This is a genomic window from Halopiger goleimassiliensis (assembly GCF_000455345.1).
Taxonomy (GTDB): domain Archaea; phylum Halobacteriota; class Halobacteria; order Halobacteriales; family Natrialbaceae; genus Halopiger_A; species Halopiger_A goleimassiliensis.
This window is the reverse complement of record NZ_HG315691.1, coordinates 468003-491662: the sequence shown is the minus strand read 5'-3', so window position 1 is coordinate 491662 and position 23660 is coordinate 468003. Positions and strand designations below refer to the sequence as shown.

The 23660-nt window shown below is 66.9% G+C and carries 24 protein-coding genes and 1 pseudogene; 11 read left to right on the top strand and 14 right to left on the bottom strand.

Annotation, left to right across the window (positions count from 1 at the left end; translation table 11 throughout):
- Positions 1 to 186 precede the first annotated feature (186 nt).
- Together TX79_RS17140 and TX79_RS17135 are read right to left on the bottom strand one after the other, a co-directional pair.
- Positions 187 to 774 carry a DUF1684 domain-containing protein gene (locus tag TX79_RS17140; protein WP_049928852.1) on the bottom strand — a complete coding sequence of 196 codons (588 nt, stop codon included), beginning with the start codon at positions 772 to 774 and terminating at the stop codon, positions 187 to 189.
- A gap of 57 nt (positions 775 to 831) precedes the next feature.
- On the bottom strand, positions 832 to 1071 hold the full coding sequence (locus TX79_RS17135) for a DUF7127 family protein (protein ID WP_049928851.1): 240 nt from the start codon (positions 1069 to 1071) through the stop codon (positions 832 to 834).
- 94 nt (positions 1072 to 1165) lie between these two features.
- On the opposite strand from TX79_RS17135, the gene TX79_RS17130 reads away from it, so the two are divergent.
- Positions 1166 to 2131, top strand: coding sequence for a CPBP family intramembrane glutamic endopeptidase (locus TX79_RS17130; RefSeq protein WP_049928850.1), 966 nt, complete (start codon positions 1166 to 1168; stop codon positions 2129 to 2131).
- Positions 2132 to 2179: 48 nt separating this feature from the next.
- Here TX79_RS17130 and TX79_RS17125 read toward each other — a convergent pair whose 3' ends face one another.
- The gene (locus tag TX79_RS17125) at positions 2180 to 3367 is read right to left on the bottom strand and encodes a DUF4367 domain-containing protein (protein WP_230198611.1); all 1188 of its coding nucleotides are present in this window, start codon (positions 3365 to 3367) and stop codon (positions 2180 to 2182) included.
- A 74-nt stretch (positions 3368 to 3441) separates the two neighbouring features.
- On the opposite strand from TX79_RS17125, the gene TX79_RS17120 reads away from it, so the two are divergent.
- Positions 3442 to 5862 (top strand): ATP-dependent DNA helicase, encoded by a 2421-nt coding sequence (locus tag TX79_RS17120; protein WP_049928847.1) that lies wholly within the window; start codon positions 3442 to 3444, stop codon positions 5860 to 5862.
- Between the two features lie 30 nt (positions 5863 to 5892).
- On the opposite strand, the gene TX79_RS17115 is transcribed toward TX79_RS17120, so the two are convergent.
- The 5 genes and pseudogenes from TX79_RS17115 to samp2 all read right to left on the bottom strand — a co-directional run bounded on the left by TX79_RS17115 (position 5893) and on the right by samp2 (position 8081).
- On the bottom strand, positions 5893 to 6489 hold the full coding sequence (locus tag TX79_RS17115; protein ID WP_049928846.1) for a hypothetical protein: 597 nt from the start codon (positions 6487 to 6489) through the stop codon (positions 5893 to 5895).
- Positions 6490 to 6576: 87 nt separating this feature from the next.
- Positions 6577 to 6825 (bottom strand): annotated as a pseudogene (locus TX79_RS17110) (adenylyltransferase/cytidyltransferase family protein); the annotation flags it as partial.
- 31 nt (positions 6826 to 6856) lie between these two features.
- The gene (locus TX79_RS17105) at positions 6857 to 7186 is read right to left on the bottom strand and encodes a DUF7521 family protein (protein ID WP_049928843.1); all 330 of its coding nucleotides are present in this window, start codon (positions 7184 to 7186) and stop codon (positions 6857 to 6859) included.
- A gap of 162 nt (positions 7187 to 7348) precedes the next feature.
- Complete coding sequence (locus TX79_RS17100; RefSeq protein WP_049928842.1) at positions 7349 to 7786, bottom strand: GNAT family N-acetyltransferase; 438 nt, start codon at positions 7784 to 7786, stop codon at positions 7349 to 7351.
- Between the two features lie 73 nt (positions 7787 to 7859).
- Complete coding sequence (gene samp2 / locus TX79_RS17095) at positions 7860 to 8081, bottom strand: ubiquitin-like small modifier protein SAMP2 (RefSeq protein WP_049928841.1); 222 nt, start codon at positions 8079 to 8081, stop codon at positions 7860 to 7862.
- A gap of 92 nt (positions 8082 to 8173) precedes the next feature.
- Here samp2 and TX79_RS17090 point away from each other — a divergent pair, with 92 nt between their 5' ends.
- Positions 8174 to 8593, top strand: a complete 420-nt coding sequence (locus TX79_RS17090; protein ID WP_049928840.1) for a universal stress protein — start codon at positions 8174 to 8176, stop codon at positions 8591 to 8593.
- Positions 8594 to 8663: 70 nt separating this feature from the next.
- Entirely contained in the window at positions 8664 to 9653 is a 990-nt protein-coding gene (locus tag TX79_RS17085) for a replication factor C small subunit (RefSeq protein WP_049928839.1), read from the top strand.
- Positions 9654 to 9713: 60 nt separating this feature from the next.
- Here TX79_RS17085 and TX79_RS19460 read toward each other — a convergent pair whose 3' ends face one another.
- Together TX79_RS19460 and TX79_RS17075 are read right to left on the bottom strand one after the other, a co-directional pair.
- Complete coding sequence (locus TX79_RS19460) at positions 9714 to 10328, bottom strand: hypothetical protein (protein ID WP_154660578.1); 615 nt, start codon at positions 10326 to 10328, stop codon at positions 9714 to 9716.
- A 173-nt stretch (positions 10329 to 10501) separates the two neighbouring features.
- Positions 10502 to 12502 carry a GAF domain-containing protein gene (locus tag TX79_RS17075; RefSeq protein WP_049928838.1) on the bottom strand — a complete coding sequence of 667 codons (2001 nt, stop codon included), beginning with the start codon at positions 12500 to 12502 and terminating at the stop codon, positions 10502 to 10504.
- Between the two features lie 351 nt (positions 12503 to 12853).
- Between TX79_RS17075 and alaS the strand changes: the two genes are divergently transcribed.
- The 3 genes from alaS to TX79_RS17065 all read left to right on the top strand — a co-directional run bounded on the left by alaS (position 12854) and on the right by TX79_RS17065 (position 16756).
- Positions 12854 to 15628: an alanine--tRNA ligase gene (gene alaS, locus TX79_RS17070; protein WP_049928837.1), complete on the top strand. Its 2775-nt coding sequence runs from the start codon at positions 12854 to 12856 to the stop codon at positions 15626 to 15628.
- An 86-nt stretch (positions 15629 to 15714) separates the two neighbouring features.
- A complete protein-coding gene (locus TX79_RS19455) occupies positions 15715 to 15888 on the top strand; it encodes a hypothetical protein (RefSeq protein ID WP_154660577.1) in 174 nt (57 codons plus the stop codon).
- A gap of 82 nt (positions 15889 to 15970) precedes the next feature.
- Positions 15971 to 16756, top strand: a complete 786-nt coding sequence (locus TX79_RS17065; RefSeq protein WP_049928836.1) for an alpha/beta fold hydrolase — start codon at positions 15971 to 15973, stop codon at positions 16754 to 16756.
- A gap of 56 nt (positions 16757 to 16812) precedes the next feature.
- On the opposite strand, the gene TX79_RS17060 is transcribed toward TX79_RS17065, so the two are convergent.
- The gene (locus TX79_RS17060; protein WP_049928835.1) at positions 16813 to 17154 is read right to left on the bottom strand and encodes a hypothetical protein; all 342 of its coding nucleotides are present in this window, start codon (positions 17152 to 17154) and stop codon (positions 16813 to 16815) included.
- Positions 17155 to 17232: 78 nt separating this feature from the next.
- Between TX79_RS17060 and TX79_RS17055 the strand changes: the two genes are divergently transcribed.
- The 3 genes from TX79_RS17055 (at position 17233) to TX79_RS17045 (ending at position 19874) form a co-directional block, all read left to right on the top strand.
- On the top strand, positions 17233 to 17604 hold the full coding sequence (locus tag TX79_RS17055; protein ID WP_195892529.1) for a winged helix-turn-helix transcriptional regulator: 372 nt from the start codon (positions 17233 to 17235) through the stop codon (positions 17602 to 17604).
- Positions 17605 to 17689: 85 nt separating this feature from the next.
- Positions 17690 to 18979 (top strand): AMP-binding protein, encoded by a 1290-nt coding sequence (locus TX79_RS17050; RefSeq protein WP_049928834.1) that lies wholly within the window; start codon positions 17690 to 17692, stop codon positions 18977 to 18979.
- A 139-nt stretch (positions 18980 to 19118) separates the two neighbouring features.
- Positions 19119 to 19874: a type 1 glutamine amidotransferase gene (locus TX79_RS17045; protein ID WP_049928833.1), complete on the top strand. Its 756-nt coding sequence runs from the start codon at positions 19119 to 19121 to the stop codon at positions 19872 to 19874.
- Between the two features lie 299 nt (positions 19875 to 20173).
- Here the strand turns inward: TX79_RS17045 and TX79_RS19450 are convergent, their stop codons facing one another.
- Positions 20174 to 20896 (bottom strand): hypothetical protein, encoded by a 723-nt coding sequence (locus TX79_RS19450; protein ID WP_154660576.1) that lies wholly within the window; start codon positions 20894 to 20896, stop codon positions 20174 to 20176.
- A 415-nt stretch (positions 20897 to 21311) separates the two neighbouring features.
- Here TX79_RS19450 and TX79_RS17035 point away from each other — a divergent pair, with 415 nt between their 5' ends.
- Entirely contained in the window at positions 21312 to 21515 is a 204-nt protein-coding gene (locus tag TX79_RS17035) for a hypothetical protein (RefSeq protein WP_049928831.1), read from the top strand.
- Between the two features lie 279 nt (positions 21516 to 21794).
- On the opposite strand, the gene TX79_RS19935 is transcribed toward TX79_RS17035, so the two are convergent.
- Positions 21795 to 22181: a hypothetical protein gene (locus tag TX79_RS19935; RefSeq protein ID WP_154660575.1), complete on the bottom strand. Its 387-nt coding sequence runs from the start codon at positions 22179 to 22181 to the stop codon at positions 21795 to 21797.
- A gap of 92 nt (positions 22182 to 22273) precedes the next feature.
- Complete coding sequence (gene thrC / locus TX79_RS17025; protein WP_049928830.1) at positions 22274 to 23536, bottom strand: threonine synthase; 1263 nt, start codon at positions 23534 to 23536, stop codon at positions 22274 to 22276.
- Positions 23537 to 23660: the final 124 nt, after the last annotated feature.

Here is a 23660-nt window from a genome sequence, read left to right as displayed (position 1 = left end):
CCCTCTCCTCGAGGTATTTTTCGCCCCTCGACATATATTTTAGTGTACGTGTTAGGGTAAATATGGGTTGGTGGCCGACCGGTGTGTCCAGGCCGTCTGCGACGTATACGGAGCGCTGTACCGATGTTCCGGTACACCCGCGACCCGGACGGCGGGTACGCCGGAACTGACGGACAGAAAATCGTATCACCCGTGGCGCTCGCCGGCCGGGATGGCGACCTCGAGCCAGTTGTCCTCGGGCGGGAGCGGACAGTCGAAGGTCTCGCTGTAGGCGCAGAAGGGAGTGTACGCGAGGTTGAAGTCGACGATGATCTCGTCGCCGTCCTCGAGGTCGCGTTCCGGCGCGAGTTCCATGTAGCGGCCGCCCTCGTAGGTCTGCTGGCCGGTGGTCTTGTCCCGGAAGGGGACGAACAGGGGTTCGTCCTCGGGACTCTCCATCCGGTAGGCGTCGAGTTCGAACGTGCCGTCCTGAAGCTCCTCGTCGCCTCGGCTGAGGTCGAACTCGAGCGTCGCGACGCGGAGGTATCGCATCTCCCGACCTGCCGTCGTGTCCATCAGCACGACCTCGGGGTCGTCGTGGACCGTCGCGGTCGCCTGCACCCGATAGTCGGGGTCGGGATCGAAGTAGTCGAGGCCGTCGAACTCGTCGCGGTCGTCCGGCGGGATCGGCGACTGGGCGTGCTCGGCGAAGAACCGGTCCTTCTCGGCGCGTTTCGCCTCGAGTTCCTCGCGCCACTGGTCGACGTCGACGCCGGAGTCGGCGCTCTCGTTCATACTCTCAGTATCGGTCCAGGACGGGAATGGGTTGCGCTTCCGCACAGCGGCTGGCGATTACTCCTCGATCGTCAACACGCCGTTTTTCGCCGTGACACCGCTAGCTTCGGGGGGTAGCTCGAACTCGACCTGTTCCCCGTCGGCGACGATGATGGCGGTCGAGCCGACGACGTCGATCTCGATGTCCGCCGCCGAGTTACCGAAGTCGACTGCGATGACGCTACCGTCGTCGTACTCGAGCGTCCGCACGACCGCGCCGAACCGATCGACGTCGCGGAGTGATTCGGGTACCTGCACGTCTCAACCGAGGCACCCACCGCTGGTAAGGGGCAGGCTGGCAGCGTCCGGGCGGACGAAACCGTTATCATGACCCTTCCAAACTGTTCGATACATGTCAGTCGAGCCGGACCCGACCGGGAATGCGACGACGATCGACGCCCGATCGATAGCTGTCTTTCTCGGCTCGCTCGCGGCGCTCTCGAGCGGGTTCGTCGTCGTCTCGTGGCTGCTCGAGGTGAGCATGATCGCCCTCGCACCGGGCTACATGTTCACGCCGCTGCTGGCCGGCGTCGTCACGTCCGTCGTCGGCTCGAAGTCGTTCGACCGGGCGGGACTGCGGGTGCCCTGGGATCGGCTCCGCTGGCTGCCGATCGCCGGCGTCGTTCCGATCGGCCTCGTCCTGCTGGGCACTGCCATCGCGCTCGGCCTCCCTGGCGTCGAGTTCGTCCCGGACGCTAACCCGCTCACCGGCGAGGGGAGCGACCTCGCGAGCCAGGCGGCCGACGCGCCGGCGGGGTCGGACCTCCCCGGCTGGCCGTACAACCTCGTCGTGGCCGTCGTCGCGTCGCTGGTGATCGGCGCGACGATCAACGCCGCCTTCGCGCTCGGCGAGGAGGTCGGCTGGCGCGGCGTCTTCCTGACGGAACTCGCCCCGCTCGGCTTCTGGGGAGCGTCAACGGTCGTCGGCCTCGTCTGGGGGCTGTGGCACGCGCCCGTGATCCTCGAGGGGTACAACTTCCCGGGCCACCCCGTCCTCGGCGTTGGGGTGATGACCGTCGCCTGTCTGGCGATGTCGCCGGTCTACACCTACGTGGCGCTGTCGGCGCGGTCGGTGCTCGCGCCGGCGATCTTCCACGGCACGTTCAACGCCTTCGGTGCCACGATGCTCGTCTTCGCAAGCGGCGGCTCGGAACTGGTCGTCAACCCGGTCGGCGGCCTCGGCATCCTGGTGTTCGCCCTCGCGGCGGTCGCGATCACGATCACTGGCACGCCGTCGCTCACCCGCGAGTGGGCGGTCGCGGACGGCGAGGATCGGCCGGCCGACGCGGAGCCGTCGCTCCGGACGGACGAGACCTGAGCGGCGAAAAAACCGATCGAGCCGTCGAACCAGACGACTCGAGTGCTCTTATTCGATGATCGATTCGGCGACGCTCACCAGGTCGTCGGTCTCGAGGTCGCCGCTGACCGTGTAGGTGAGGCCGTCCTGTTCCCACTCGATCGACGTCATGTCGCTACCGGGTAGCTCCTGGACGACTGCGTCGACGCCGTCGATCTCGATCGTTTCGCCGTCGGCGTCGAAGACCGGTTCGTTCCCGGCTTCGGAGACGCTGACGCTCAGCAGGGAGCCGTCGTCGGCCTGGTACTGCATCGAGGCCGTCCAGCCGGGAAGGGCCTCGTTCGCCGTGACGGTCTCGAGGCTGTACTCATCGGGCACCTCGGGGCGAGGGGGGTCGAAGGGAACGGCCTCTTCGGCCGCCTCGATCGAGTCGTACTGCTCGGGCCCGAGTTCGCTCATCTCGACGACCTCGGCGTCGTCGGGGACGTCGAAGGTGAACCGCTCGTCGTCGATCGGTTCGTCGAAGGTGACCGTTTCGAAGGTGACGGTCGTGGTCATCTCCTGGAGGAACGACGTCGTGGCCTCCTGTTTCAGCGGGTAGTGGGTCTCCTGGTCGACCCACAGCGTGGCCGACTCGTAGAGAGCGTCGCCGTCGCCCTCGAGTTCGAGGACGTAGACGTCGCGGTCGGCGACGGTGTCGGTGCCGTCGACGGTCGCGGACATGTTGGCGAAGATTGCGTCCGACAGTTCCTCGCCGAACGCCTCGAGCGCTTCGGCGTCGAGACCGAGGTCGGCGAGGACGGCGCGGTTCTCGTCCTCGTCGTACATCCAGGTCTCGGAGCCGTCGACGACCATCACGTCGAACTCCTCGGGGTTTTCGGTCTCGAGGAGTTCGGCGCGGTACTGATCGCCGCTTTGCCACACTTCCATCTTCGTTTCGACGGTCTCACCGTCGGTCGTTATCGTCGTCGTCTGAACGCCCTGCAACGTGTCGACGTTGGACTCGGCCTCCATCGACTGCTCCAGCAGTTCGTCGCCGTCGGGCAGGTCCTCGGTGTCTCCGGGGTCTTCCTCCGTAGGACCGAAGCCACCGAGACAGCCGGCGGTCACGACGAGCAACGCGACTGTGAGGGCGGGGATGAGTTTGCGGGCGGTCATCTGCCTACAGCTATCAATTCGACAACAGGACTTAAATAGATACCGAAACCCCTGGACGACGCCGCGGCCCGCTCCCTGCTGGCCGTCGATCGGCACCATCCGCAGGTTTACGTATCGGGACGGGGCAACGAGTCCGTCAACGCTATGGACGCCCGACGACGACTACCGGAGACATGACGAACTGGCGGGCGATCTTCGGCCACGCCGAACCCTACGACGAGCAGGTCGACGGCATCGAGACCGCGATCGACACTGCTCGAGAGGGGGGCTACACCGTCATCGAGGGGGCCTGTGGCACGGGGAAGACGATGATCGCGCTCACCGCCGGGATCGACCTCGTACGCGATCCCGACACCGACTTCGAGCGCGTCTTCGTCCTCACGAGCGTCAAACAGCAGCTCCGCCAGTTCGAGGCGGACCTGGAGACGATCAACGAGAACCTCCCCGACGATGCCGAACCGGTCTCGGGGCTCACGCTGGTCGGGAAGGCGGACGTCTGTCCGTACAACCGCGAGAACCTCGCGGGCATCGACGACGGCAACGTCTACGACCGCTGCGAGACGCTGCGCGATCGGACCCGCGACCTCACCGGCGAGGGCGGGGAGACGACCGCGGACTCGCTCGCGGGGCAGGCCCGCAGCCAGCAGATCGGCCTCGCCGACAGCGGGAGTCGCGGCGGCACCGCTACCTACCTCGAGACGGCGGGCGAACCGACGCCGTACCCGCGCAACCTGCCGGAGTACAGCGAGCCCGGCCCCGTCGGGGGCGAGACCGAGTACTGTCCGTTCTACGCGCAGTACCTCGCGGACCTCCCGGAGGAGGGCAGCGAGGGCGACGCCGCCGAAGCCGTCCCCTACGACTTCACCGAGGCGGGGATGGTCACGCCCGAGGACCTCGTCGCCCGGTCGGTCCGCCACGGCACCTGCCCGCACTCGGTGATGGGCGCGGTGCTCGGCCACGTCGAGGTCGTCGTCGGGAACTACTACCACGCGTTCGACCCGCGGACGACCGGCTCATTCACGGGTGCCCTGCTCGACGACTCGACGTTCGTCGTCTGCGACGAGGCACACATGCTCGAGCCCCGCGTCCGCGATCTGGTCAGCGACGGCATCGCCGACGCGACGCTCCGGGACGCCGAGACGGAACTCTCGCGGGTCATTCAGCCGATCAAGTTCGAACGCGAGGGCCGGACCGCGCAGGGCGGGTCGAAGACCGCCGACGCCGACCTCGTCCGCGCGGAACTGAACGACAGCGACGTCTCCTACGAGGAACTCAACCGGACGCTCGAGTTCGTCCGGGACCTCCGGAGCGAACTCGACCGGCGGGTGACCGCCCACCTCGACCGGAAACACAGGGGGTGGCAATCGAACCTCACCGACCTCGCTGACGAGGAGATTCCGCTGCGCGATCCCGCCGAGCCCGCCGAGGACGAACTCACCGAGTGGGCCCGCCGAGAGGGATACGGCGACGCCGACTGGGTCCGGGCTGAGGCCGTGGGCGCGGTCGTCGCCCGCATCCTCAATGAAGCCGAGGACGAGGAGCGCACCCGCGCCGCACCCGCGGTCGGCCGCGTCCTCGGGGAGTGGTACCGCCGCGACCACACCGACTACTTCCGCGAGATCGAACTCGAGCGCACCTGGGACGACACCGAACCGGCCGACTCCTGGCGGCGGGCCTACAACGCTAGACTCGCCCTGCACAACTGCGTCCCCAGCGACGCCATCGGCGAACGGCTGGGCGCGTTCGGCGGCGGCATCCTCATGAGCGCGACGCTCGAACCGCTCGAGGCGTTCACCGAGGTGACGGGACTCGAGTACCTCGAGCGCGAAGAAGATCGGCCGGTCGTCGAACGCCGCTACGGCCTGCACTTCCCCGCGGAGAACCGCGAGAGCTTCGCGGTCGCCGCGCCCAAGTTCACGTACGACAATCGCGGCCGACCCGGGGAGGCCGACGGCTCGAGCGGCGCGGGCGAGGAGTTCCAGAACCCGACGCGCAGACACTACGCCGACGCCCTGGCGAAGATCGGTCGGCTCCCGGGTAACGTCCTCGTCGGGATGCCCAGCTACGCCGAGGCGGAGTGGGCTGCGGGCGTCCTCGAGGACCGCCTCGAGAAACCCGTGTTGGTCGACGCCTCGAGCGACGACGAGACGACCGAATCCCTCAAGAGCGACTTCTTCGCCGGTGACGGGAAGGTGCTCGTAACGAGCCTGCGGGGGACGCTGACCGAGGGCGTCGACTACAGCGGCGACCGTCTCGCCGCGGCGGTCGTCTGTGGCGTCCCGATCGTCAACACCTCGAGCCCCCGGACGAAGGCGGTTCGGCGGGCCTACGACGACGCTTTCGGCGACGGTTTCGAGTACGCGCTGACTATCCCGGCGGTGCGGAAGGCCCGCCAGGCGATCGGTCGGGTCATCCGCTCGCCGGAGGACGTCGGCGTTCGCGTCCTGCTCGACGAGCGCTACGCCCGCGAGAGCTGGGACTCGGTGCGCGAGTACCTCCCCGACGACGGCGAGTTCCAGGCCGTCAGCCCCGACATGCTCGAGATGGGGCTGGATCGGATCCGGCCGCGCCTCGAGTCGGCCCACTCCTCCTGATACCGCCGCTCGACGCCGGTCGGTGCCCGATCAGCGCCGTTCGATCGTTCGTTCGCGACCGGGATCGGTGTCGGCGACTCCCGCCCTCGTCGCATCCGGGGCCGAATCGTCCGACTCCGCCATGCGGGCCTCGATCCGGCGCTCGAGTTCGTCTTCGGAAAGCTCACCGCGTTCGTACATCGCCTTCAGGTCCGCGAACGGATCGTCCGCCCGGTCGCTCGTTCGCTCGCCGGCCGTGGATTCGGGCGTCCGAACGCCACCCGCACTCGAGCCCGAAACCGCAGAGGAGTCGCTCGCCCCCGTGCTGGCCCTGCTCGATCCGGGTCCGGCATACGCCTCGGTCGACTCGATGTTACCGATGAGCGAGAGGTACAGCGGCCAGAGGACGAGGGCGGCGAACGCCACCAGCGGGACGCCGACGGCGAGCAACGTGGGTGCCCAGAGCAGCGCCGACAGCGTCAGCCCCCAGCGAGGAATCTCGAACAGCAGGGCCGCGAGAAGCCAGAGGCCGACGGTTCCGGTGATCGATCCGAGGAGGACCCGCCCGAGGGGACCGTCGGGCGTGTACCGCTCGAGGAGGGCGTGCCAGCGGCCGAAGCGACCGCGCGGGCGACGTCGGTCGTTCATACTGTTGTCGACTGAACAGGACGGGATAATTCTACCGTCTCTTGCGCTTCCCGTTTCGTCGACTGCCCCTCGACTGGTCGATGAGAATTATCGCGTCGCGTCGGCCGGCCGACGCTCGCGGATCCGGCGTTTGATCGCGCTGCTCGAGAGCAGTTCCCCGCCGTCGGGATCGCGGGCCGCGGCGCGTGCGACCCGGCAGTCGATGCCCCAGTCGGCGAGCATCCTCTCGACCGCCGCGTCGTCGTGGTGCTGGTCGTAGCCCAGCACGAGCACGTCTGGATCGATCGCCCGGATCGGCAGGGAGTAGTCGGTCGGGTGGCCGACGCGGGCGTGGTCGTCCTCCGTCCCGTCGACTGCTGCGGCGGGATCAGTCATCGCCCTCACCGCCGTGCCTGCGATCCCGGCGATAGGTCTCCGTCGTCGCGGTCTCCGTGTAGAGCGAGTACAGCAGGATGGCGAAGCCGCCGGCGGTGGCGAAGCTCTGGAGGGCGACGCCGAGGGCGATGTCGTCCCACAGCAGGTGGACGAGGCCCCCGACGACCGATCCGGCGACGATGACGGCGAACCCGAGCGCGACGGCGCGGAGGGCCGCCGAGCCGGTTCGCCGGAACGCCCGGTACGCGAGCGTCGCGACGGCACCGCCTGTGGCCAGCGTCGCGGCGTTGCTCGCCACGATCGTCAGCGTGTATTCGTTCATGGCTCGAGGGTGTCGATCGGCCGTCGTCGACGCCGGTGGGGCCGACTGGAGGCAGTCGAGCGCGGCCGAGTTCGGTTCGTCGCTCGACGACGAGTCACTTCAGTGGGGCCACCGCTTCCCACACGCTGGGCATTCGCTGAACACGTTCGGTCGCGCGCCCTCTCAGCCGTCCGCATCGTGGTCGTCGACGGTCAGGACGCCGCGGTACCGCTGGTCGTCGATCGGCTCGACCGCGAACCCGAGCGCGTCGTAGAAGGGCCGGACGCCGTCGTCGAACCGGGCCGTGAGCCGCCGTTCCCGCTCGAGTGCCCGCTCGATCAGGGCGGTCCCGATCCCCCGTCCGCGGTGGCGACGACGGACGCCGATCGCCGAGACGTGCGCGCCGTCCTCGCAGGGCTCGAGGACGACCGTTCCGAGGAGCCGTTCGCCCGCCGTCGGCCTGTCCGGGGTCTGATCGCCGCTCGAGCCCCGATAGTCGCCCGCGACGAGGACGTCGTCCGCGCCGATCCGCGCCTCGACGTCGCCCGGTTCGAGCATCGCGCCGTCGAGAATCCGGCGGACCTCGAGCGCGTCGGTGCGGTCGGCTGTCCGTACGAACATTCATCGATGCTTCCGTCGGCGGCCGCCAACAACCCCTCGGTTGCAGGGGCGCGGTCGCGTGGCCGCTCCGTCGTCAGCCACCCTTGATCAGCCGCAAGACGGTCACGTGGTCGGCGTCGACCGGCTGGTCCTCGGGCACCGGTCGGCCGTCGACGAGCACGCTCACCTCGTGGGGGCTCAACTCGACTGCCCCCAGGAGGTCGGCGTAGGTCGGCTCCGCGTCGGAGTCGGCCGCGAAGTCCTCGAGATCGACCTCGTGGGTGGTCTCGCCCTTGACGTCGACGGTGACGCGCATAGTCGGTCTCGTCGGTCCGCGGACTTGAACACGTCGCTCGCGGGCTGGGAAGTTCCCAAAGCGCTATTTCTCACCGGTCGCAACTGTGGTCCATGTACACGCTTCTCGTTCCGGCGAAATCCGACCGCAGCCTCGAGGTCGTCGACTACGTGACAGGGCTCCCAGCGGCCGATACCGCCGTCGAGGTGATCGTCTGTAACGTCTTCGAAGAGTTCGAGGTCGCCGACGATACCGTCGTCCGCTCGGACGACGTCTACGACGACACCGAGCTGCCGGACAGCGTCCGTGACGTCGCCGACGCCCTCGACGCGGCGGACGTGGACGTGACGGTCCGTCGCGAACACGGCGACCCGATCGAGGAGATCCTGACGATCGCCGACGAGGCCGACGTCGACGAGATCGTGATGGTCAGCCGTCAGCGCTCGCCGACCGGCAAAGCGGTCTTCGGCAGTACCACACAGCAGGTGTTGCTCGAGACCGAGCGGCCGGTGACGGTGCTGACGAGCGAGTGACGACCGTCGGGACGCCCCCGGACGCTCCCCGCTTCGGTCGATTTATCTTCGGTCCGGCCCTTGGGCCGGTATGAGCGAGGCCGACGCCGAGGCGGCGGAGCCGACTCCCGGCAAGACCGAGGTCTGGATCGAGAAATATCGTCCGGAGCGACTCGAGGAGATCGAGGGCCACGAGAACATCGTCCCGCGGCTGCAACGCTACGTCGAGCAGGACGACCTGCCCCACCTCATGTTCGCGGGGCCGGCCGGAACTGGCAAGACGACAGCGGCCCAGAGCATCGCTAGAGAGATCTACGGCGACGACTGGCGCGAGAACTTCCTCGAACTCAACGCCTCGGACCAGCGCGGGATCGACGTCGTCCGCGACCGGATCAAGGACTTCGCACGCTCTTCCTTCGGCGGCTACGACCACCGCATCATCTTCCTCGACGAGGCCGACGCGCTGACCAGCGACGCCCAGTCCGCGCTCCGCCGGACGATGGAGCAGTTCTCGAACAACACGCGCTTTATCCTCTCGTGTAACTACTCGAGCCAGATCATCGACCCCATCCAGTCGCGGTGTGCGGTCTTCCGCTTCACCGAACTCGGGCCGGAGGCGATCGAGGCCCAGGTTCGCAAGATCGCCGACAACGAGGGGATCGAGGTCACCGACGACGGCGTCGACGCCCTGGTCTACGCGGCCGACGGGGACATGCGAAAGGCGATCAACGGCCTCCAGGCCGCCGCCGTCATGGGCGAGACCGTCGACGAGGAGACGGTCTTCGCGATCACCTCGACCGCCCGTCCCGAGGAGGTCGAGGAGATGGTCGAACACGCCATCGACGGCGACTTCACCGCCGCGCGCGCGGCCCTCGAGGATCTGCTCATGGATCGCGGCCTCGCCGGCGGCGACGTCATCGACCAGCTCCACCGCTCGGCCTGGGAGTTCGACCTCCCCGAACAGGCGACGGTGCGGCTGCTCGAGCGACTCGGCGAAGTGGATTACCGGATCACCGAGGGCGCGAACGAACGCCTGCAACTCGAGGCGATGCTCGCGGCGCTCGCGCTCGAAGAGGAGTGAGGGTCCCGACACGAGGATCACGTCGGAGACCGCGGCTCCGACGCGGACTCGTGTCGACCGTCAGTCGGCTGCGTCGAATCGAACGAGTGCGACGCAGGCGATCCAGCCACCGTCGTCGGGGGCTGGAACGCTGATTTCGGCGGCATACAGTCCGGGCTCGAGATCGGCGTCCGGGTCGACGGACTCCACGACCTCGACGAACGACCACGAGTGTGTCTCGCCCGGCGGGACGGTCACCGTTCCATCACCCGAAACCCGTCGCTCGAGTTCCTCCCAGTCGGTACCCGACTTGCGTCGGAGCCGCCAACTGTGGGGGTTGAAGGTCAGTTCGTCGGACGATCGATTGTGAACCGTCACCGTGACCGCCTCGATCGGGGAGCCGTCCTCCACGGGGCTCCGTTCGGGACTCGGTTCGAGGGACACCGGAGCGTCGTCCGGCTCTCCCGTGTGTGAACAGATCGTCCGTTCGACCTCCGTTTCGTACGGCGGACACGGTTGCTCCTCGAGCGTCGTCTCCGTGCTCTCGGCACCGACTTCGTCCTCGTCCCCCTCGTCGGTTGGTTCTCCGGTAGCCGTTCCGTCGCCACCGGTTTCGCCGTCGGTATGCTCGAGGCAGCCGACGAGAGTGGGTGTGAGGGCCAGTCCAGTACTGGCGATGAGCCGTCTACGTTTCATACGGATGAATAGTAGGGTCGGTATGATAGGGGCTCGGCAAGTTCAAACAGTCGTTTGAGCGTGCCGGTCACCCGACCCTGTCTCGCGGGCAAGCAGACACAGGCCAGTGACGCCGTCTCCGCCCGTCACCGACGGCGGGGTCGCGGCCACCGTACTCGATCGAGCACCGTTCGTCACTCGAGGACGTCCACGCCGCGGAAGGCGATGGCCGTGCCGTCGTCGTCGGCGGCGACGCCGACGTCCCAGCCGTGGGCGTCGGCGATCCGCTCGACGAGCTCGAGCTGGAACTCGCTGCCGTCGGCGTCGTCGAGGCTGCCCGGCTCGGGGTCGGAGTCGTCGCCCGGTCGGCTGCCGGCGACGTAGAAGCCGTCGTCTGTCGCGCCGACCGAGACGGTGATCGGGTCGGAGTCGTCCTCGACCGCCTCGAGTTCGATCGTCGTCCGCAGGACGTGCTCGAACAGTTCCCGGAGGCCGCTGCGGTTGGCCTCGAGGAGGGCGTCGTCCTCGGTGACGAGGGTCGCGCCGCTGGTGTCGGCGGCGATCCAGGCCCGGGTCGCGGCGTCGGCGAGCGAGACGGGTTCGGCCTCGACGGTGTCGCCGGTCGCCAGTTCGACGAGTTCCTGCAGTCTGACGGAGAGTTCCTCGTGAGCGCCGTCGACGACCTCGAAGTGTTCCGCATCGCCGGTCTTCTCCGCGAGTTCGAGGTAGCCCCGGGCGGTGTTCAGCGGCGTCCGAACGTCCTCGTCGATCCGGTCGGCGAGCCGCTCGAGGCGGTGGGTCGCGGCGAGCAGTTCGCGCTCGCGCCGTTTCCGGTCGGTCACGTCCTCGTAGACGAGCAGGCCGCCGGTCTCCGTGCCGCCCTCGGTGACCGACAGCGGAACGACGGTGACGACGAAGTCCCGGAGACCGTCTGGCGTCTCGCGGCGGACCTCGAGTTCGGTGCGCTCGTCCCCGCGGATGGCGTCGGCCAGCGCGGCGGCCTCGCCGGCGAGGCCTTCCGGTAGCGCGACGGCGTCGACGGGGTCGCCGACGATCTCCTCGCGGTCCACGTCGAAGACGGCCTCGAAGGTGGCGTTGACGCCGGTGACGACGGCCTCGCCGTCCTCGAGGTCGTACCGGACCGTCGGTTCGGCCACGTTCCGGAACAGCGTGAACAGGGCGTCGCGCTCGTCCTTGAGCCGGTTGTACTGCTCGACGACCCGCTCGCGCTCGCGCTGGAGGCGATCGCGTTCGTTGACGATCCCGCGTTCGGTCCAGTTGCGCTCGAGGATCGTCGCCGCGAACCCACAAAGTCCCTCGAGCAGGGCGAGGTCGCGGCCGTCGATGGCGTCTGCCGACTCGGAAGCGACGTGTAACACGCCGACGTCCCCGACGGGGACGCTACACAGCGAGCGCGCCCCCTCGAACGGCGGCTCGATCCACTCGTAGGTCGCGAGGTCGGCGATCCGGATCGGTTCCCGGGCGCGGAAGGCGACGCCGAGCGGTTCGTCGAGCGAGGCGGGCGCGAGCGCTTCGTCGGGTACGGCGGGGGCCGCCGCCCGTGGCACGAGTTCGCCGAAGTTGATGGTCGTGAGCCAGCAGTGGTCGAACTCGAGCACCTCGACGGCACCGTCGACCAGTCGGCGAAAGAGGCGATCGCGGTCGCGACAGTCGACGAGACCGGCGGTCGTCTCGAATACGGTCGCCGCCGTTCGTGCGTCCAGTTCCGGATCGTCCTCCGGTTCCGGCTCCGAGGACTCGGCCGGCGCGTCGTCGATGGGGTCGGCCGGCGACGCGCCCGCCGTCTGACAGACGCGGGCGATCTCGTCGACGAGGTGGACGTGTGCGTCCTCGGTGTCCCGTCGCACGTAGCCGTCCACGGCCTCGTTCGACGGCTGCGTCGCGTCGTACGGACCCGTTGCAAAGACGATCAGCGGCGTCGCCGCGGCCGCTTCGACGACCGTCGCGAACGCGTCCTCGTCGGCGACGAGGTCGCCGTCGACCACGACGCAGTCGGCGTTTGCCGCTCGATCGGCAGCCAGCTCGGCCGAGTCGACCGGGTGAACCGTTCGCTCGTGGCCGTCGCCGACCCCCTCGAGAGCGGTTGCTCCGGCCGCGGCCGCGTCGTCGGTCGCGGCGACGTAGAGGATCAGTCGCGAGTCCGCGTGCGCCGTCGAGTGTGCCTTCGATGTCATCGAATCCGAATCTATGCTCTGTCCCACAGTCTGCATTCCATACTAAAGATTCTGCTGGGCGTTTCGGCGAACGCTCGATTATCGCCAAATCGCGCCCGGGAGTGCCCCCAGATAATTAAATTATCTCCGATGCTCGTGGGTTAATAGCGTGACCGATCCCGCGGCGCGACCCCCACGAACGGGGGGTGGTCGAGACCGTTTCGGAGGAGGTGTTCCGTGTTCGAGTACGACCGGCCACGCTTCGTCACAATGGCGGCTCGTCGTCGCGGCGAATCCCGTCGCGTCGCCCTCGCTCTCGCGCGATGAACGTTGCGGAACTGTTTTAGGCACTGGCTGGCCAACAACGGTATAATGAGCGACTTGGCGGACGAGTACCGCCTCGAGTACTTCGAGGAGGAAGGGTTCGTGCGGAAGGAGTGTTCCGACTGCGGGAACCACTTCTGGACGCGCGACGAGGACCGGGAGATCTGTGGTGAGCCGCCCTGTGCCGAGTACGACTTCATCGACGACCCCGGTTTCGAGGAGGCGTATAGCCTCGAGGAGATGCGCGAGGCCTTCCTCTCGTTCTTCGAGGACCACGACCACGAACGGATCGAGCCCTACCCCGTCGCCGCAAACCGGTGGCGCGACGACGTCCTGCTGACGCAGGCGTCGATCTACGACTTCCAGCCGCTGGTGACCTCCGGCGAGACCCCGCCGCCGGCCAATCCGCTGACCGTGAGCCAGCCCTGTATTCGGATGCAGGACATCGACAACGTCGGCAAGACCGGACGCCACACGATGGCCTTCGAGATGATGGCCCACCACGCCTTTAACGCCCGCGAGGACGCCGACGCGGAGTACGCGTACGAGGGCGAGGTCTACTGGAAGGACCGCACCGTCGAACTCTGCGATACGCTGCTCGACTCGCTGGGTGCCGACATCGAGGAGGTCACCTACATCGAAGACCCCTGGGTCGGTGGCGGCAACGCCGGCCCCGCCATCGAGGTCATCTACAAGGGGCTGGAGCTGGCGACGCTGGTCTTCATGTGCATGGAGCAGGACCCCGACGGCGAGTACGAACTCAAGGACGGGAACACCTACTCGTTCATGGACACGTACATCGTCGACACGGGGTACGGCCTCGAGCGCTGGACCTGGATGAGCCAGGGGACGCCGACGGTCTACGAGGCGATCTACCCCGACATGATCGCCTTCCTCAAGGACAACGCCGGCCTCTCCTACACCGACGAGGAGAGCGAGATCGTCGGCCGCGCGGCCCGCCTCTCCGGGAACCTGGACATCGACGACGTCGACGACGTCGAGGCGGCCCGTGGCGACATCGCCGACCGGATCGGCGTTTCGGTCGAGGAACTGCGGGAGCTGGTCGAACCCCTCGAGGACGTCTACGCCATCGCCGACCACTGCCGGACGCTCGCGTACATGCTCGGCGACGGCATCGTCCCCTCGAACGTCGGTACGGGCTATCTCGCGCGGATGGTGCTCCGGCGCACGAAGCGCCTCTGTGACAACGTCGGCGTCGACGCGCCGCTGGACGAACTCGTCGACATGCAGGCCGAGCGGCTGGGCTACGAGAACCGCGATACGATCCGCGACATCGTCCGCACCGAGGTCGAGAAGTACCGCGAGACGCTCGAGCGCGGCGGCCGCCGGGTCGAGAGCCTCGCCGAGGAGTACGCCGAGACGGGTGAGCCGATCCCCACGGAAGAGCTGATCGAACTCTACGACTCCCACGGGATCCAGCCGGACATGGTCGCCGAGATCGCCGAGCAAGCCGGCGCGGAGGTCGACGTCCCCGACGACTTCTACAGCCTCGTCGCCGAGCGCCACGACACGCCCGATGGAACGGAGACGGTGACCGACGACGCAGACGAGCGCTTCGAGGACCTCCCCGAAACTGAAAAACTCTACTACGACGACCAGCAACGCACCCAGTTCGAGGCGGTCGTACTGGACGTCTTCGAGCGCGACGAGGGCTACGACGTCGTGCTCGACCAGACGATGTTCTACCCCGAAGGCGGCGGACAGCCCGCCGACACGGGGACGCTCTCGACCGACGACGTGACCGTCGAGGTCGAAGACGTCCAGATCGAGGACGGCGTCATCCTCCACCGAACCGACGAGAACCCCGGCAAGGGCGAGTTCGTCAACGGTCAGATCGACGCCGCCCGTCGCCGCCAGTTGATGCGCCACCACACCGCCACGCACATCGTCATCCACTCCGCGCGACAGGTGCTCGGCGAACACGTCCGCCAGGCCGGTGCCCAGAAGGGCGTCGACTCCTCGCGGATCGACCTGCGCCACTACGCCCGCATCGACCGCGAGGACGTCAAGGAGATCGAACGCCGTGCCAACGAGATCGTCATGGACAACACCGCGGTCAGCCAGGAGTGGCCCGACCGCCACGACGCCGAGGCCGAACACGGCTTCGACCTCTATCAGGGCGGCATCCCGCCGGGCGAGCAGATCCGCCTCATTCACGTCGACGAGGACGTCCAGGCCTGCGGCGGCACCCACGTCGCCCGTACCGGCGACATCGGCGCGATCAAGATCCGCTCGACCGAACGCGTCCAGGACGGCGTCGAGCGCATCACGTTCGCCGCCGGCGAGGCCGCGCTCGAGGCCACCCAGGCCGCCGAGGACGCCCTCTACGAGGCCGCCGACGTGCTCGACGTCGACCCCGAGGACGTCCCCGAGACCGCCGAGCGCTTCTTCGAGGAGTGGAAGGACCGGGGCAAGCAGATCGAGGACCTGAAAGAACAGCTCGCCGAGGCCCGCGCCGGCGGCGGTGGCGACGCCGAGGAGATCGACGTCGGCGAGACGACCGCAGTCGTCGACCGACTCGATTCGGACATGGACGAACTCCGGGCAACGGCGAACGCCATCGCCGAGGAGGGCAAGATCGCCGTCCTTGGCAGCGGGGAAAGCGGCGCGCAGTTCGTCGTCGCCGTCCCCGACGGCTCGGACGTCAACGCCGGCGAGGTCGTCGGCGAATTAGCGTCGAAAGTCGGCGGCGGCGGTGGCGGCCCCGCCGACTTCGCGCAGGGCGGCGGCCCCAACGTCGAGGACCTGGACGACGCGCTCGAGGACGCGCCCGACGTGTTGCGGCAGTTGCAGGACGCCTGATCGGTACCTGCCTCGATTCTCGCCGGCTCCCTGTCCGACGCAATCGCGACGAAACGTTCGTATGCGATGGTGCCGACGGGTATCGTATGAACTCGAGTTGCGAGCGGGCGCTCGACCGGCTCGCGGACGGCGAGATCACGTTCACTCGAGGCGCTGAACTCACGGAAAAATCTCCCTGGGGGTTCGCGTCGCTCGTCGACGACCGCGAACTTGTCTGGGTTTCGGGCGATCACATCGAAACGGACCTCGAGGAGCTGTAACTCCCGGCGCTTCGACGCTGCTAACCGATCGGTCGCGTCCGGAACCGAAACCGTCGCCTTCCTCCGCCCGCTCTGCTCGAGTATGCCCACCGCAACGAACGGGAGTACCTCGCTGTACTACGACCGCGAGGGCGAGGGCGTCCCCGTCGTCTTCGTCCCCGAGGCCGGCCTCGGCGGCTGGCTCTGGGGCTGGCAACACGCCGCCCTCGCGGGTCCCTTCGAAGCGATCGTCTGGGACCTCCGGGGGACCGGCCGGTCGGACGCCCCGCCCGGCCCCTACGACCTCGAGACGCTCGTGGGTGACCTCGAGGCCGTCCTCGCCGACTGCGGGGTCCGCAACGCCCACCTCGTCGGTTGCGGCCTCGGCGGGGCCGTCGCGCTCCAGGCGGCGCGGACCTCGAGTCGGGTCGCGACGCTGACGCTGTTCGGCACCGCCGCACAGAGTGGGGAGTTCGACCTCGAGCCCCTGTTCGCACCCCCCGACGACCCCGACACACTCCGCGAGTCCTTGGAGGCGGCGTTCTCCGACTCGTTCCGCGAGCGACAGCCGGAGGTTCTCGAGGGGATCGTCGACTGGCGAGCCGACGGCGACGCCGATCGCGAGGGCTGGGACGCCCAGGTCGCCGCCCTCGAGGGGTTCGACGCGAGCGAGTGGCTCGTCGAGGTGACCCAGCCGACGCGGGTGGTCCACGGGACGGGCGACGCGCTCGTCGTTCCCGAGGCCGGCCGCGCCCTCGCTCGCGGCCTTCCTCGAGGGGAGTTCGTCCCGGTCGAAGACGCGGGCCACCTGTGCTTTATCGAGCAGTCGCGGGCGGTCAACGATCGGCTGCTCGGCTTCCTCGAGGCGCAGACGGACGAGGACCGCTGAGAGCGCACGTCCGAACGCGCTCTCCCGTCGCCGAACGGGTCGGCGATCGTCGACTCTTATTCTCCCGGCTCCGCCGCGTCCAGGTGATCGAACAGCCCGTCGAAGACCGCTTTCGTTCCCTCGGGGCCGGTGATCGTCAGGCGCGTCTCGTCGTACGGCGGCGAGACGTCGATCGCGTACTCGGCGAACGAACAGCACCGCCGTTCGTTCGAGACGAACGCTGCGACGGCGGACAGCGCCTCGTCACTGCCGTCGAATATCAGGGTGTAGCCGTCGTCGCGCTCGAGGCCGTCTTCGTACCGTTCCGCGAGAACGGTCCGAACGCGCTCGTCGCGGTCCGTTCGCCGTTCGTCGGTGAGCGTACAGGCAACCGGCGGCGTCGAGTCGTGTTCGCTCATACGCGCCATAGCTTTTCGTAGCGAAGTGCTTAAGCTGTCGAGTCCGAAGTATAGCAGTAACTTCGCTCGAGCGAACCGATGTCCGGAAATCCGAAATCGACCGACACCGACCGCCGGTCCTCGTCCGAGGACGTCCGCTGTTACTGTCCGGTCGGAGGAATGATCGACCTGTTGAGCCGGAAGTACGCGATCCAGGTGATCTGCGTCGTCGGCGCGTTGCAGCCGGTTCGCTACGGCGAGATCGAGGACGCGTTCGGCGACGTCAGCAGTTCCACGCTGTCGGCTCGGCTGAGCGAGTTGACCGACGCCGGACTGCTCGAACGCGAGCAACACGATACGATTCCGCCGCAGGTCGAGTACGCCCTTACCGCGGACGGGACGGAACTCTGTGAGTTGCTCGAACCGCTGCTCGAGTGGGCCGAGAACCGGACCGGCACGGAACGGGACTAGCCCGCCGTGACGCGATCCGCGTCGTCCGGCGCTGCTTGCGAGTGACTCCCGCCGTATTACGGACGCGAGCGTCGTATGCGCGGTCGTGACCCTCTCGCTTGCGCGACGCGCCGAGCGCTTCCCCGAGCGAACGGCGGTGGTCGACATCTCCGAGGAGCGACTCTACGCGCCCGCCGAAACCGTCCACGAGGACCGCGTCTCCTACGCGACGCTCTCGCAGTTGGCCGACGAGACGGCCGCCAGGCTCGCCGCACTGGGAATCGACGCCGGCGACACCGTCTGTCTCCTCACGCGAAACCGGGTCGCCTCGCTCGCGCTGGTGTTCGCCTGTCGACGGCTGGGCGCGACGCTCGCGCCGATCTCGCACCTGCTGACGCCGGTGACGGTCGAACGACCGTTCGACGCCCTCGAGCCGGACCTGGTGGTCGCCGAGGCGGCCCAGCGGGACCTCGTGCGGTCGATCCCGTTCGATCGAACCGTGACGCTCGACGACCTGGCGGACGTCGATCCCAACGGCGACGCTCCCGTCGATAGTCGGACCGGCGACGCCGACGGTTCACGCGGCGCGTCGGTCGACGCCGACGGCCCGCTGCTCGTCCTCCACGGCGAAGGCGGCCGCCCGCTCGTGGCTTACGACGAGCGCGCCCTCGAGTACAACTGCCTCACGGCCGTCGTCGCCTGGGGGCTCTCGACCCGCGAGACGGTGCCGGTGACCTCGCCGCTGTCGGCCTACGACGGGCTCGTCCGGGTCGCGCTCCCGGCGCTGTACGTCGGCGCTCGACTCCTTCTCGATCGGGCGTTCGACCCCGGCGACGCGCTGACGGCGATGGCGAACGAGGACGCGACGCTTCTCGCGGCTCGCGAGCGGACGATCCGGGACCTGCCCGACGAGGCGGGATTCGACGAGGCGATCGACGCCCTCGAGCGGGTGCTCGTCGACGGCGACCCGGACGACGAGACGCGGACGGCCTTCCTCGAGCGCGGCGTTCCGGTCGCGCGGGTCTACGGCCGCCTCGAGTGTCCGACGGCCTGTAGTCAGCCCGTCGGCGTCGGGACGGACGAAAACGCTGCCGCGACCGACGATGTCGGGCCGCCGGTCCCGGACTGTCGGGCCAGGCTGGTCGACGACGGCGTCCTCGAGGGAGCGGGGACGGGACGACTCCACCTCGCGGGACCGGTGCTCGCGGACGACTACGTGGACGAACCGACTGCTGAAGAGCCGGCGACAGACGACGCGTCTGCACTCGCAGACCGAACGAACGACCAGTCGAACGCCACCGCCGATCGGGGCCGGTTCGTCGACGGCTGGCTCGAGACGGGACAGCGGTTCCGCCGCGACGCGGACGGCGCGTACGCTCCCGTCCGGGACGAGTAACGCCGGCTTATCGCCGCCGACGGGAATTCGTGTAGGCGGTGACTTCGCCTCTGACGGGCGGTTCGGCGGCCGTTCACGGTCCCGGCAACGCCGGCACGGTACAGAAGGTCTATCCGTCAGGAGTCGCCACTAGCGCTCGATGGATCAACTTCGGATTGCCGTCCTGAACGCGGCCCATCGGGACGAGAACACGACGCGGAACTTCCGACGCGAACTCGACGCCTCGCTGTCGGAGTACGACGTGACCGAGGGAGTGGTGCCCGACGGCTTCGAGTTCGACGCCGTCGTCGTCACCGGCTCCCGGTCGTCGGTCTACTGGGACGAGGACTGGATCGAGACCACTAAAGCGTGGGTCAGCGACGCGATCGATCGCGGAATCCCCTGTCTCGGTATCTGTTGGGGCCACCAGCTGCTGGCGGACGTCTGCGGCGGCACCGTCGAGGACATGGGTGCCTACGAGGTCGGCTACAGCGATATCGAGCGAACGGCCGACTCGCGACTCTTCGAGGGCATCTCGACGGAGTTCACCGCCTTCACCAGCCACTCAGACGAGGTCTCCGAACTTCCGCCCGACGCGACGGCGCTCGCGGAGAACGAGTACTCGAACCACGGCTTCCGGAAGGGGCACGTCTTCGGCGTCCAGTTCCACCCCGAGTACGACACGAAGACGGCCCGGGAACTCGTCCATCGAAAGGAACTCTCCGACGAACGCCTCGAGTCGGTCCTCGCCGAGATCACGGAGGCGAACTACCGCGAGGCCTGTGAGGCGAAACTCGTCTTCGAGAACTTCCTCGAGTACGTCCGCCGGGAGCGTGCGGACGCTAGTGCGGCGACGAACGAAGTGTCGGTCGACGCCGACGCGAACGCGGCCGCGAACGTCGGCCACTCGGACTAGTGTCGTCGAGACGCCACGGGCCCGAGGACTCGGACCCGGGTTGTGGATAGCCGACAGTGGCGAGGAATTGCTCGAGCGTTAGCTCGTGATGTTCGCGCAGTGTGTAGGCGATCCCGGAGTAACCCGCTTTGGTTATTTCCTCATAGGCCGGTCGCGGCGAGAGGTCGATCCCTTCATGGGCGAAGTCCGGTTCCAGAGATGGATCTGTTACTGTTCAGAAAGACATATTCTGCGAGTGATTTTAACGCGTCTGTGAAGGTCGGGGTAGGATGTTGATATAGAACTATTTTCCACACCTATCAGGGCATTGTAAAGACAGATGTGAGCAAGAATTCGAGATCTACTTCGAATTGTCCTTCGTCAGATTCAACGGTGACTGTACTTTCGAAAGAATAGTTACAAGGGGGTGTTCCTGTCTGTAACTGATCGTTACCTGCTATAAGAACGTGTTCGCCACCGATTTCTTCGCCAGGATCAAGTGTGACAGTTTTAGTAGTTTGTGGCGGATCAAAGGATTCAGTTACTTCCCAGTAATCTTCGCTGCGTTTGTAGTCTGGAATCCCATCACCCGGTTGTTCAAAGTCAGCATCGAAGACTGGAAGCACAAAAACATCAACCACGTATGATTCTGCACAGTCATACGGATCTGTTGCTTGGGCGTTCGGAAACGGAATGTAGCCGTCGAACTCCACTGTCCGTGGATCGTCAGCTTCGTTCGCTAGTATGAGATCAATTTTTGCAGGTTCAGCCTCACCCGCGTCATCTCTTTCGGGAGGGATATGATAATTTCCCCAAACACCGTCAACGGTGAATCGAATCTTCCTTTCGACTGTGCTGCCACCCTCCTCTAAACTGAATGAAAAATGAGTCGACCGTCGTTCTGAGGTTTCATCTCCTTCATTCCCTTTATTTTCGTCATCGCCCGCCATTTCGGCGTCCTCGTCACCACTATTATTCATACATCCAGTAACTACTGAGAAGGAAGGAGCTGATATGGCACTGATAAAACGACGTCGGTCCATATTTAGTCCTTATTCTAAGACTAATTAAGACTTATTTAATTAAACTGGCTAATGTGAATTCAAATTCTCCAACTATTCTAAGACCACTACATACCCGTAGAAAATAGTACATCGAATGCGGCTGACCGATACACCTTATTGAATACGCGGACATTAGGCAATTCTCGCACCGACGGCAGCGTATCCTGCAGCCGCCCGTGCTCGCTCGCGAGGTGTTGCTCGTTCCCAATTTGGTTGTCGACGAACACCACGTCACACGCCGGACGCCGGTAGCACTCGTCGGGCCGCGGACGATTGACCATCACGAGAGCGTAGGTAAGAGGTCGTAATCAGCGCCTCGGTACCGCAGGCCCACTGTCTCAAGCTCTAATTTCGCCAGTGGGTTTATGTCGTTCATATTGGATGGTAGAGCATAATGTCCGAATCTGGAATCATAGCGGCGCTGTCGAACTGGCAAGATGGGATACTGTTTGTGTTCGGGTGTTCAGTCGCCGGATTTCTCACGATGGTCGTCGGTAGCAGAGCGTTGACTCTGAGCGCACCCGGACTGCTGCTGGCATTTTTCGGCGGTGGTGTGGCGACGTTTCTGCTCATCTCGCTTCTGCTATACGGTAGGTAACGCCCTCGAGAACCCGTCTGTCGAACGATTCCTTATTTCTATTATTCGCGTATCCAATAATAACACATGGCAGTCACAACTACAGCCGCCGAGACGGCCGTCGAACAGTCCGAGAACCTGCTCGAGCGTCTCCAGTCCGACGACATGCTGAAGTGTCGCTCGGCGTTGGTCCCGAAACCCTGATACTACGGGCTCGAGGACGGCGAGTTGGTCCGGGACCCCCGCTCGAGAAGCATCACTCGGAGGGAACTGTCGATACCGAGCCCACGCGAGCGACCGTCAGCGCCGGCGCTCGAGGATGCGTTTCAGCAGGGCCGTCGCGGTCGCGTCGTCGCTCGCGGTCGATTCGTCGCCGTTACCCGTTCGTTCCGCGAGCAGTTGCTCGTACCGGGTGACGATCGATCGACGACGGCGCTCGCTCGCCCGCAGTTCGCGCTCGAGTGCGGCCACCTGCAAACGGAGTCGCTGGCGTTCGATGCGGTCGGGAAGGGATTCGGCTGGTGCGGCTCTCGGGCGATCGTCGTCGGATCGCGGTTCCGAACGGAACTCGAGTTCGACGCTTCGAACGGCGTTTCCGGAGGACGGCGTGGTCGAACCCGCGTCGACCGCGCCGGACGCGTCGTCGAGGGATGGATCGGGATCGGGTGATCGTTGCTCGGCGGACATGAGCCGAAATTCGATACAACAGTATCGGGCAAAAAACTCAGTCAGTCGCGCGTCAGACTGTCTGACGCCGGTCGGACGCCCGTCGGCTCCCGTCAATTCTCCTGGAGATGCTCGAGGACGCCCGCCGTATCCGCGGGTACCGGCTCGGGATCGTTGCCGGCGGCCGCGGCCGCGTCGGGATCCTTGAGCAGGTGGCCGGTCGTCAGGCAGGCGACGCGCTCGTCGTCGTCGACGATCCCCTCGGCGCGCAGCTTTCGCAGGCCGGCGACGGAGGCCGCGGAGGCGGGTTCGACGCCGATACCCTCGCCCGCGAGGTCGCGCTGGGCGTCGGTGATCTCCTCGTCGGAGACGGCGACGGCGGTGCCGCCGGTCTCCCTGATACCCGGCAGGGCTTTCGGCGCGTTGACCGGGTTGCCGATCCGGATCGCGGTCGCGCGGGTCTCGACGTCGTCCCACCGCCGGATCTCGTCGGCTCCGTTCTCGATGGCCTCGACCATGGGCGCGGCACCTTCGGCCTGGACGCCGGTCAGTTTCGGCACGTCGTCCTCGGCGAGTTCGCCCGCCTGGACGAGTTCGCGGAAGGCCTTGTACAGCGCCGCGGTGTTGCCCGCGTTGCCCACGGGGAGGACGATCCGGTCCGGGACGGTTCCGTAGTCCGCGCGGAACCCCTCCAGAATCTCGAGGCCGATCGTCTTCTGGCCCTCGAGACGGAAGGGGTTCAGCGAGTTGAGGAGGTAGGCCTCCCCGCCCTCGGCCAGTTCCTGGACGATGTCCAGGCAGGCGTCGAAGTTGCCGTCGACCTCGAGAATGCGCGCGCCGTGGAGGCTCGCCTGGGCCACCTTGCCGGCGGCGACCTTCCCCGATGGCAGGAGGACGAGCGTCTCCATCCCGCCCCGCGAGCCGTAGGCCGCCAGCGCCGCGCTGGTGTTGCCGGTCGACGCGCAGGCGAGGCGGTCGACGCCGAGTTCCTTCGCGACGGCGACGCCGACGGTCATCCCGCGGTCCTTGAACGACCCCGTCGGGTTCATTCCCTCGTGTTTGATCCGCAGCGCCTCGACGCCGACCGACTCCTCGAGTCGGGGCACCTCGTACAGCGGCGTTCCGCCTTCCTGGATCGTCACGCCCTCGGCGAGCGGCAAGGCGTCGGCGTAGCGCCAGACGCCCTCCCCCTCGAAGTCGTCGAACGTCGGCAGGTCGGCGTAGCGCACTTCGAGCAGGCCGTCGCACGCGTCGCAGGTGTAGCGGACGTCCTCGAAGGGCGCGAAGGTGTCGCCGCACTCGATACACTCGAGCCAGACGCCGTCGTCGGCGTCGTCGGGTACCGCCGGTTGCTCGGCGGAGAGGTTGAGACTCATTGTCACTCGAGAAGCGTGGCAGGGAGAAAAAGGACGTGGATTCGCGGGTGTCTCCCTGCGTTCGTTCGAACGGCGACCGCTGGTCGCAAACCGATGCCCCTCTCCCCGTATCCACTACGCCACG

What these genes read in the sequence shown, in the direction of transcription:
- TX79_RS17075 (WP_049928838.1), bottom strand. Translation starts at nt 12,502, where the DNA reads ATGACATCGAAGGCACACTCGACGGCGCACGCGGACTCGCGACTGATC.
- alaS (WP_049928837.1), top strand. Translation starts at nt 12,854, where the DNA reads ATGAGCGACTTGGCGGACGAGTACCGCCTCGAGTACTTCGAGGAGGAA.
- TX79_RS17085 (WP_049928839.1), top strand. Translation starts at nt 8,664, where the DNA reads ATGAGCGAGGCCGACGCCGAGGCGGCGGAGCCGACTCCCGGCAAGACC.
- TX79_RS17045 (WP_049928833.1), top strand. Translation starts at nt 19,119, where the DNA reads ATGGATCAACTTCGGATTGCCGTCCTGAACGCGGCCCATCGGGACGAG.
- TX79_RS17090 (WP_049928840.1), top strand. Translation starts at nt 8,174, where the DNA reads ATGTACACGCTTCTCGTTCCGGCGAAATCCGACCGCAGCCTCGAGGTC.
- TX79_RS17105 (WP_049928843.1), bottom strand. Translation starts at nt 7,186, where the DNA reads ATGAACGAATACACGCTGACGATCGTGGCGAGCAACGCCGCGACGCTG.
- TX79_RS17060 (WP_049928835.1), bottom strand. Translation starts at nt 17,154, where the DNA reads ATGAGCGAACACGACTCGACGCCGCCGGTTGCCTGTACGCTCACCGAC.
- TX79_RS17035 (WP_049928831.1), top strand. Translation starts at nt 21,312, where the DNA reads ATGTCCGAATCTGGAATCATAGCGGCGCTGTCGAACTGGCAAGATGGG.
- TX79_RS19450 (WP_154660576.1), bottom strand. Translation starts at nt 20,896, where the DNA reads ATGGACCGACGTCGTTTTATCAGTGCCATATCAGCTCCTTCCTTCTCA.
- TX79_RS17130 (WP_049928850.1), top strand. Translation starts at nt 1,166, where the DNA reads ATGTCAGTCGAGCCGGACCCGACCGGGAATGCGACGACGATCGACGCC.
- TX79_RS17140 (WP_049928852.1), bottom strand. Translation starts at nt 774, where the DNA reads ATGAACGAGAGCGCCGACTCCGGCGTCGACGTCGACCAGTGGCGCGAG.
- TX79_RS19455 (WP_154660577.1), top strand. Translation starts at nt 15,715, where the DNA reads ATGAACTCGAGTTGCGAGCGGGCGCTCGACCGGCTCGCGGACGGCGAG.
- TX79_RS19935 (WP_154660575.1), bottom strand. Translation starts at nt 22,181, where the DNA reads ATGTCCGCCGAGCAACGATCACCCGATCCCGATCCATCCCTCGACGAC.
- TX79_RS17120 (WP_049928847.1), top strand. Translation starts at nt 3,442, where the DNA reads ATGACGAACTGGCGGGCGATCTTCGGCCACGCCGAACCCTACGACGAG.
- TX79_RS17100 (WP_049928842.1), bottom strand. Translation starts at nt 7,786, where the DNA reads ATGTTCGTACGGACAGCCGACCGCACCGACGCGCTCGAGGTCCGCCGG.
- TX79_RS17055 (WP_195892529.1), top strand. Translation starts at nt 17,233, where the DNA reads ATGTCCGGAAATCCGAAATCGACCGACACCGACCGCCGGTCCTCGTCC.
- TX79_RS17125 (WP_230198611.1), bottom strand. Translation starts at nt 3,367, where the DNA reads ATGGTGCCGATCGACGGCCAGCAGGGAGCGGGCCGCGGCGTCGTCCAG.
- TX79_RS19460 (WP_154660578.1), bottom strand. Translation starts at nt 10,328, where the DNA reads ATGAAACGTAGACGGCTCATCGCCAGTACTGGACTGGCCCTCACACCC.
- TX79_RS17115 (WP_049928846.1), bottom strand. Translation starts at nt 6,489, where the DNA reads ATGAACGACCGACGTCGCCCGCGCGGTCGCTTCGGCCGCTGGCACGCC.
- TX79_RS17065 (WP_049928836.1), top strand. Translation starts at nt 15,971, where the DNA reads ATGCCCACCGCAACGAACGGGAGTACCTCGCTGTACTACGACCGCGAG.
- samp2 (WP_049928841.1), bottom strand. Translation starts at nt 8,081, where the DNA reads ATGCGCGTCACCGTCGACGTCAAGGGCGAGACCACCCACGAGGTCGAT.
- thrC (WP_049928830.1), bottom strand. Translation starts at nt 23,536, where the DNA reads ATGAGTCTCAACCTCTCCGCCGAGCAACCGGCGGTACCCGACGACGCC.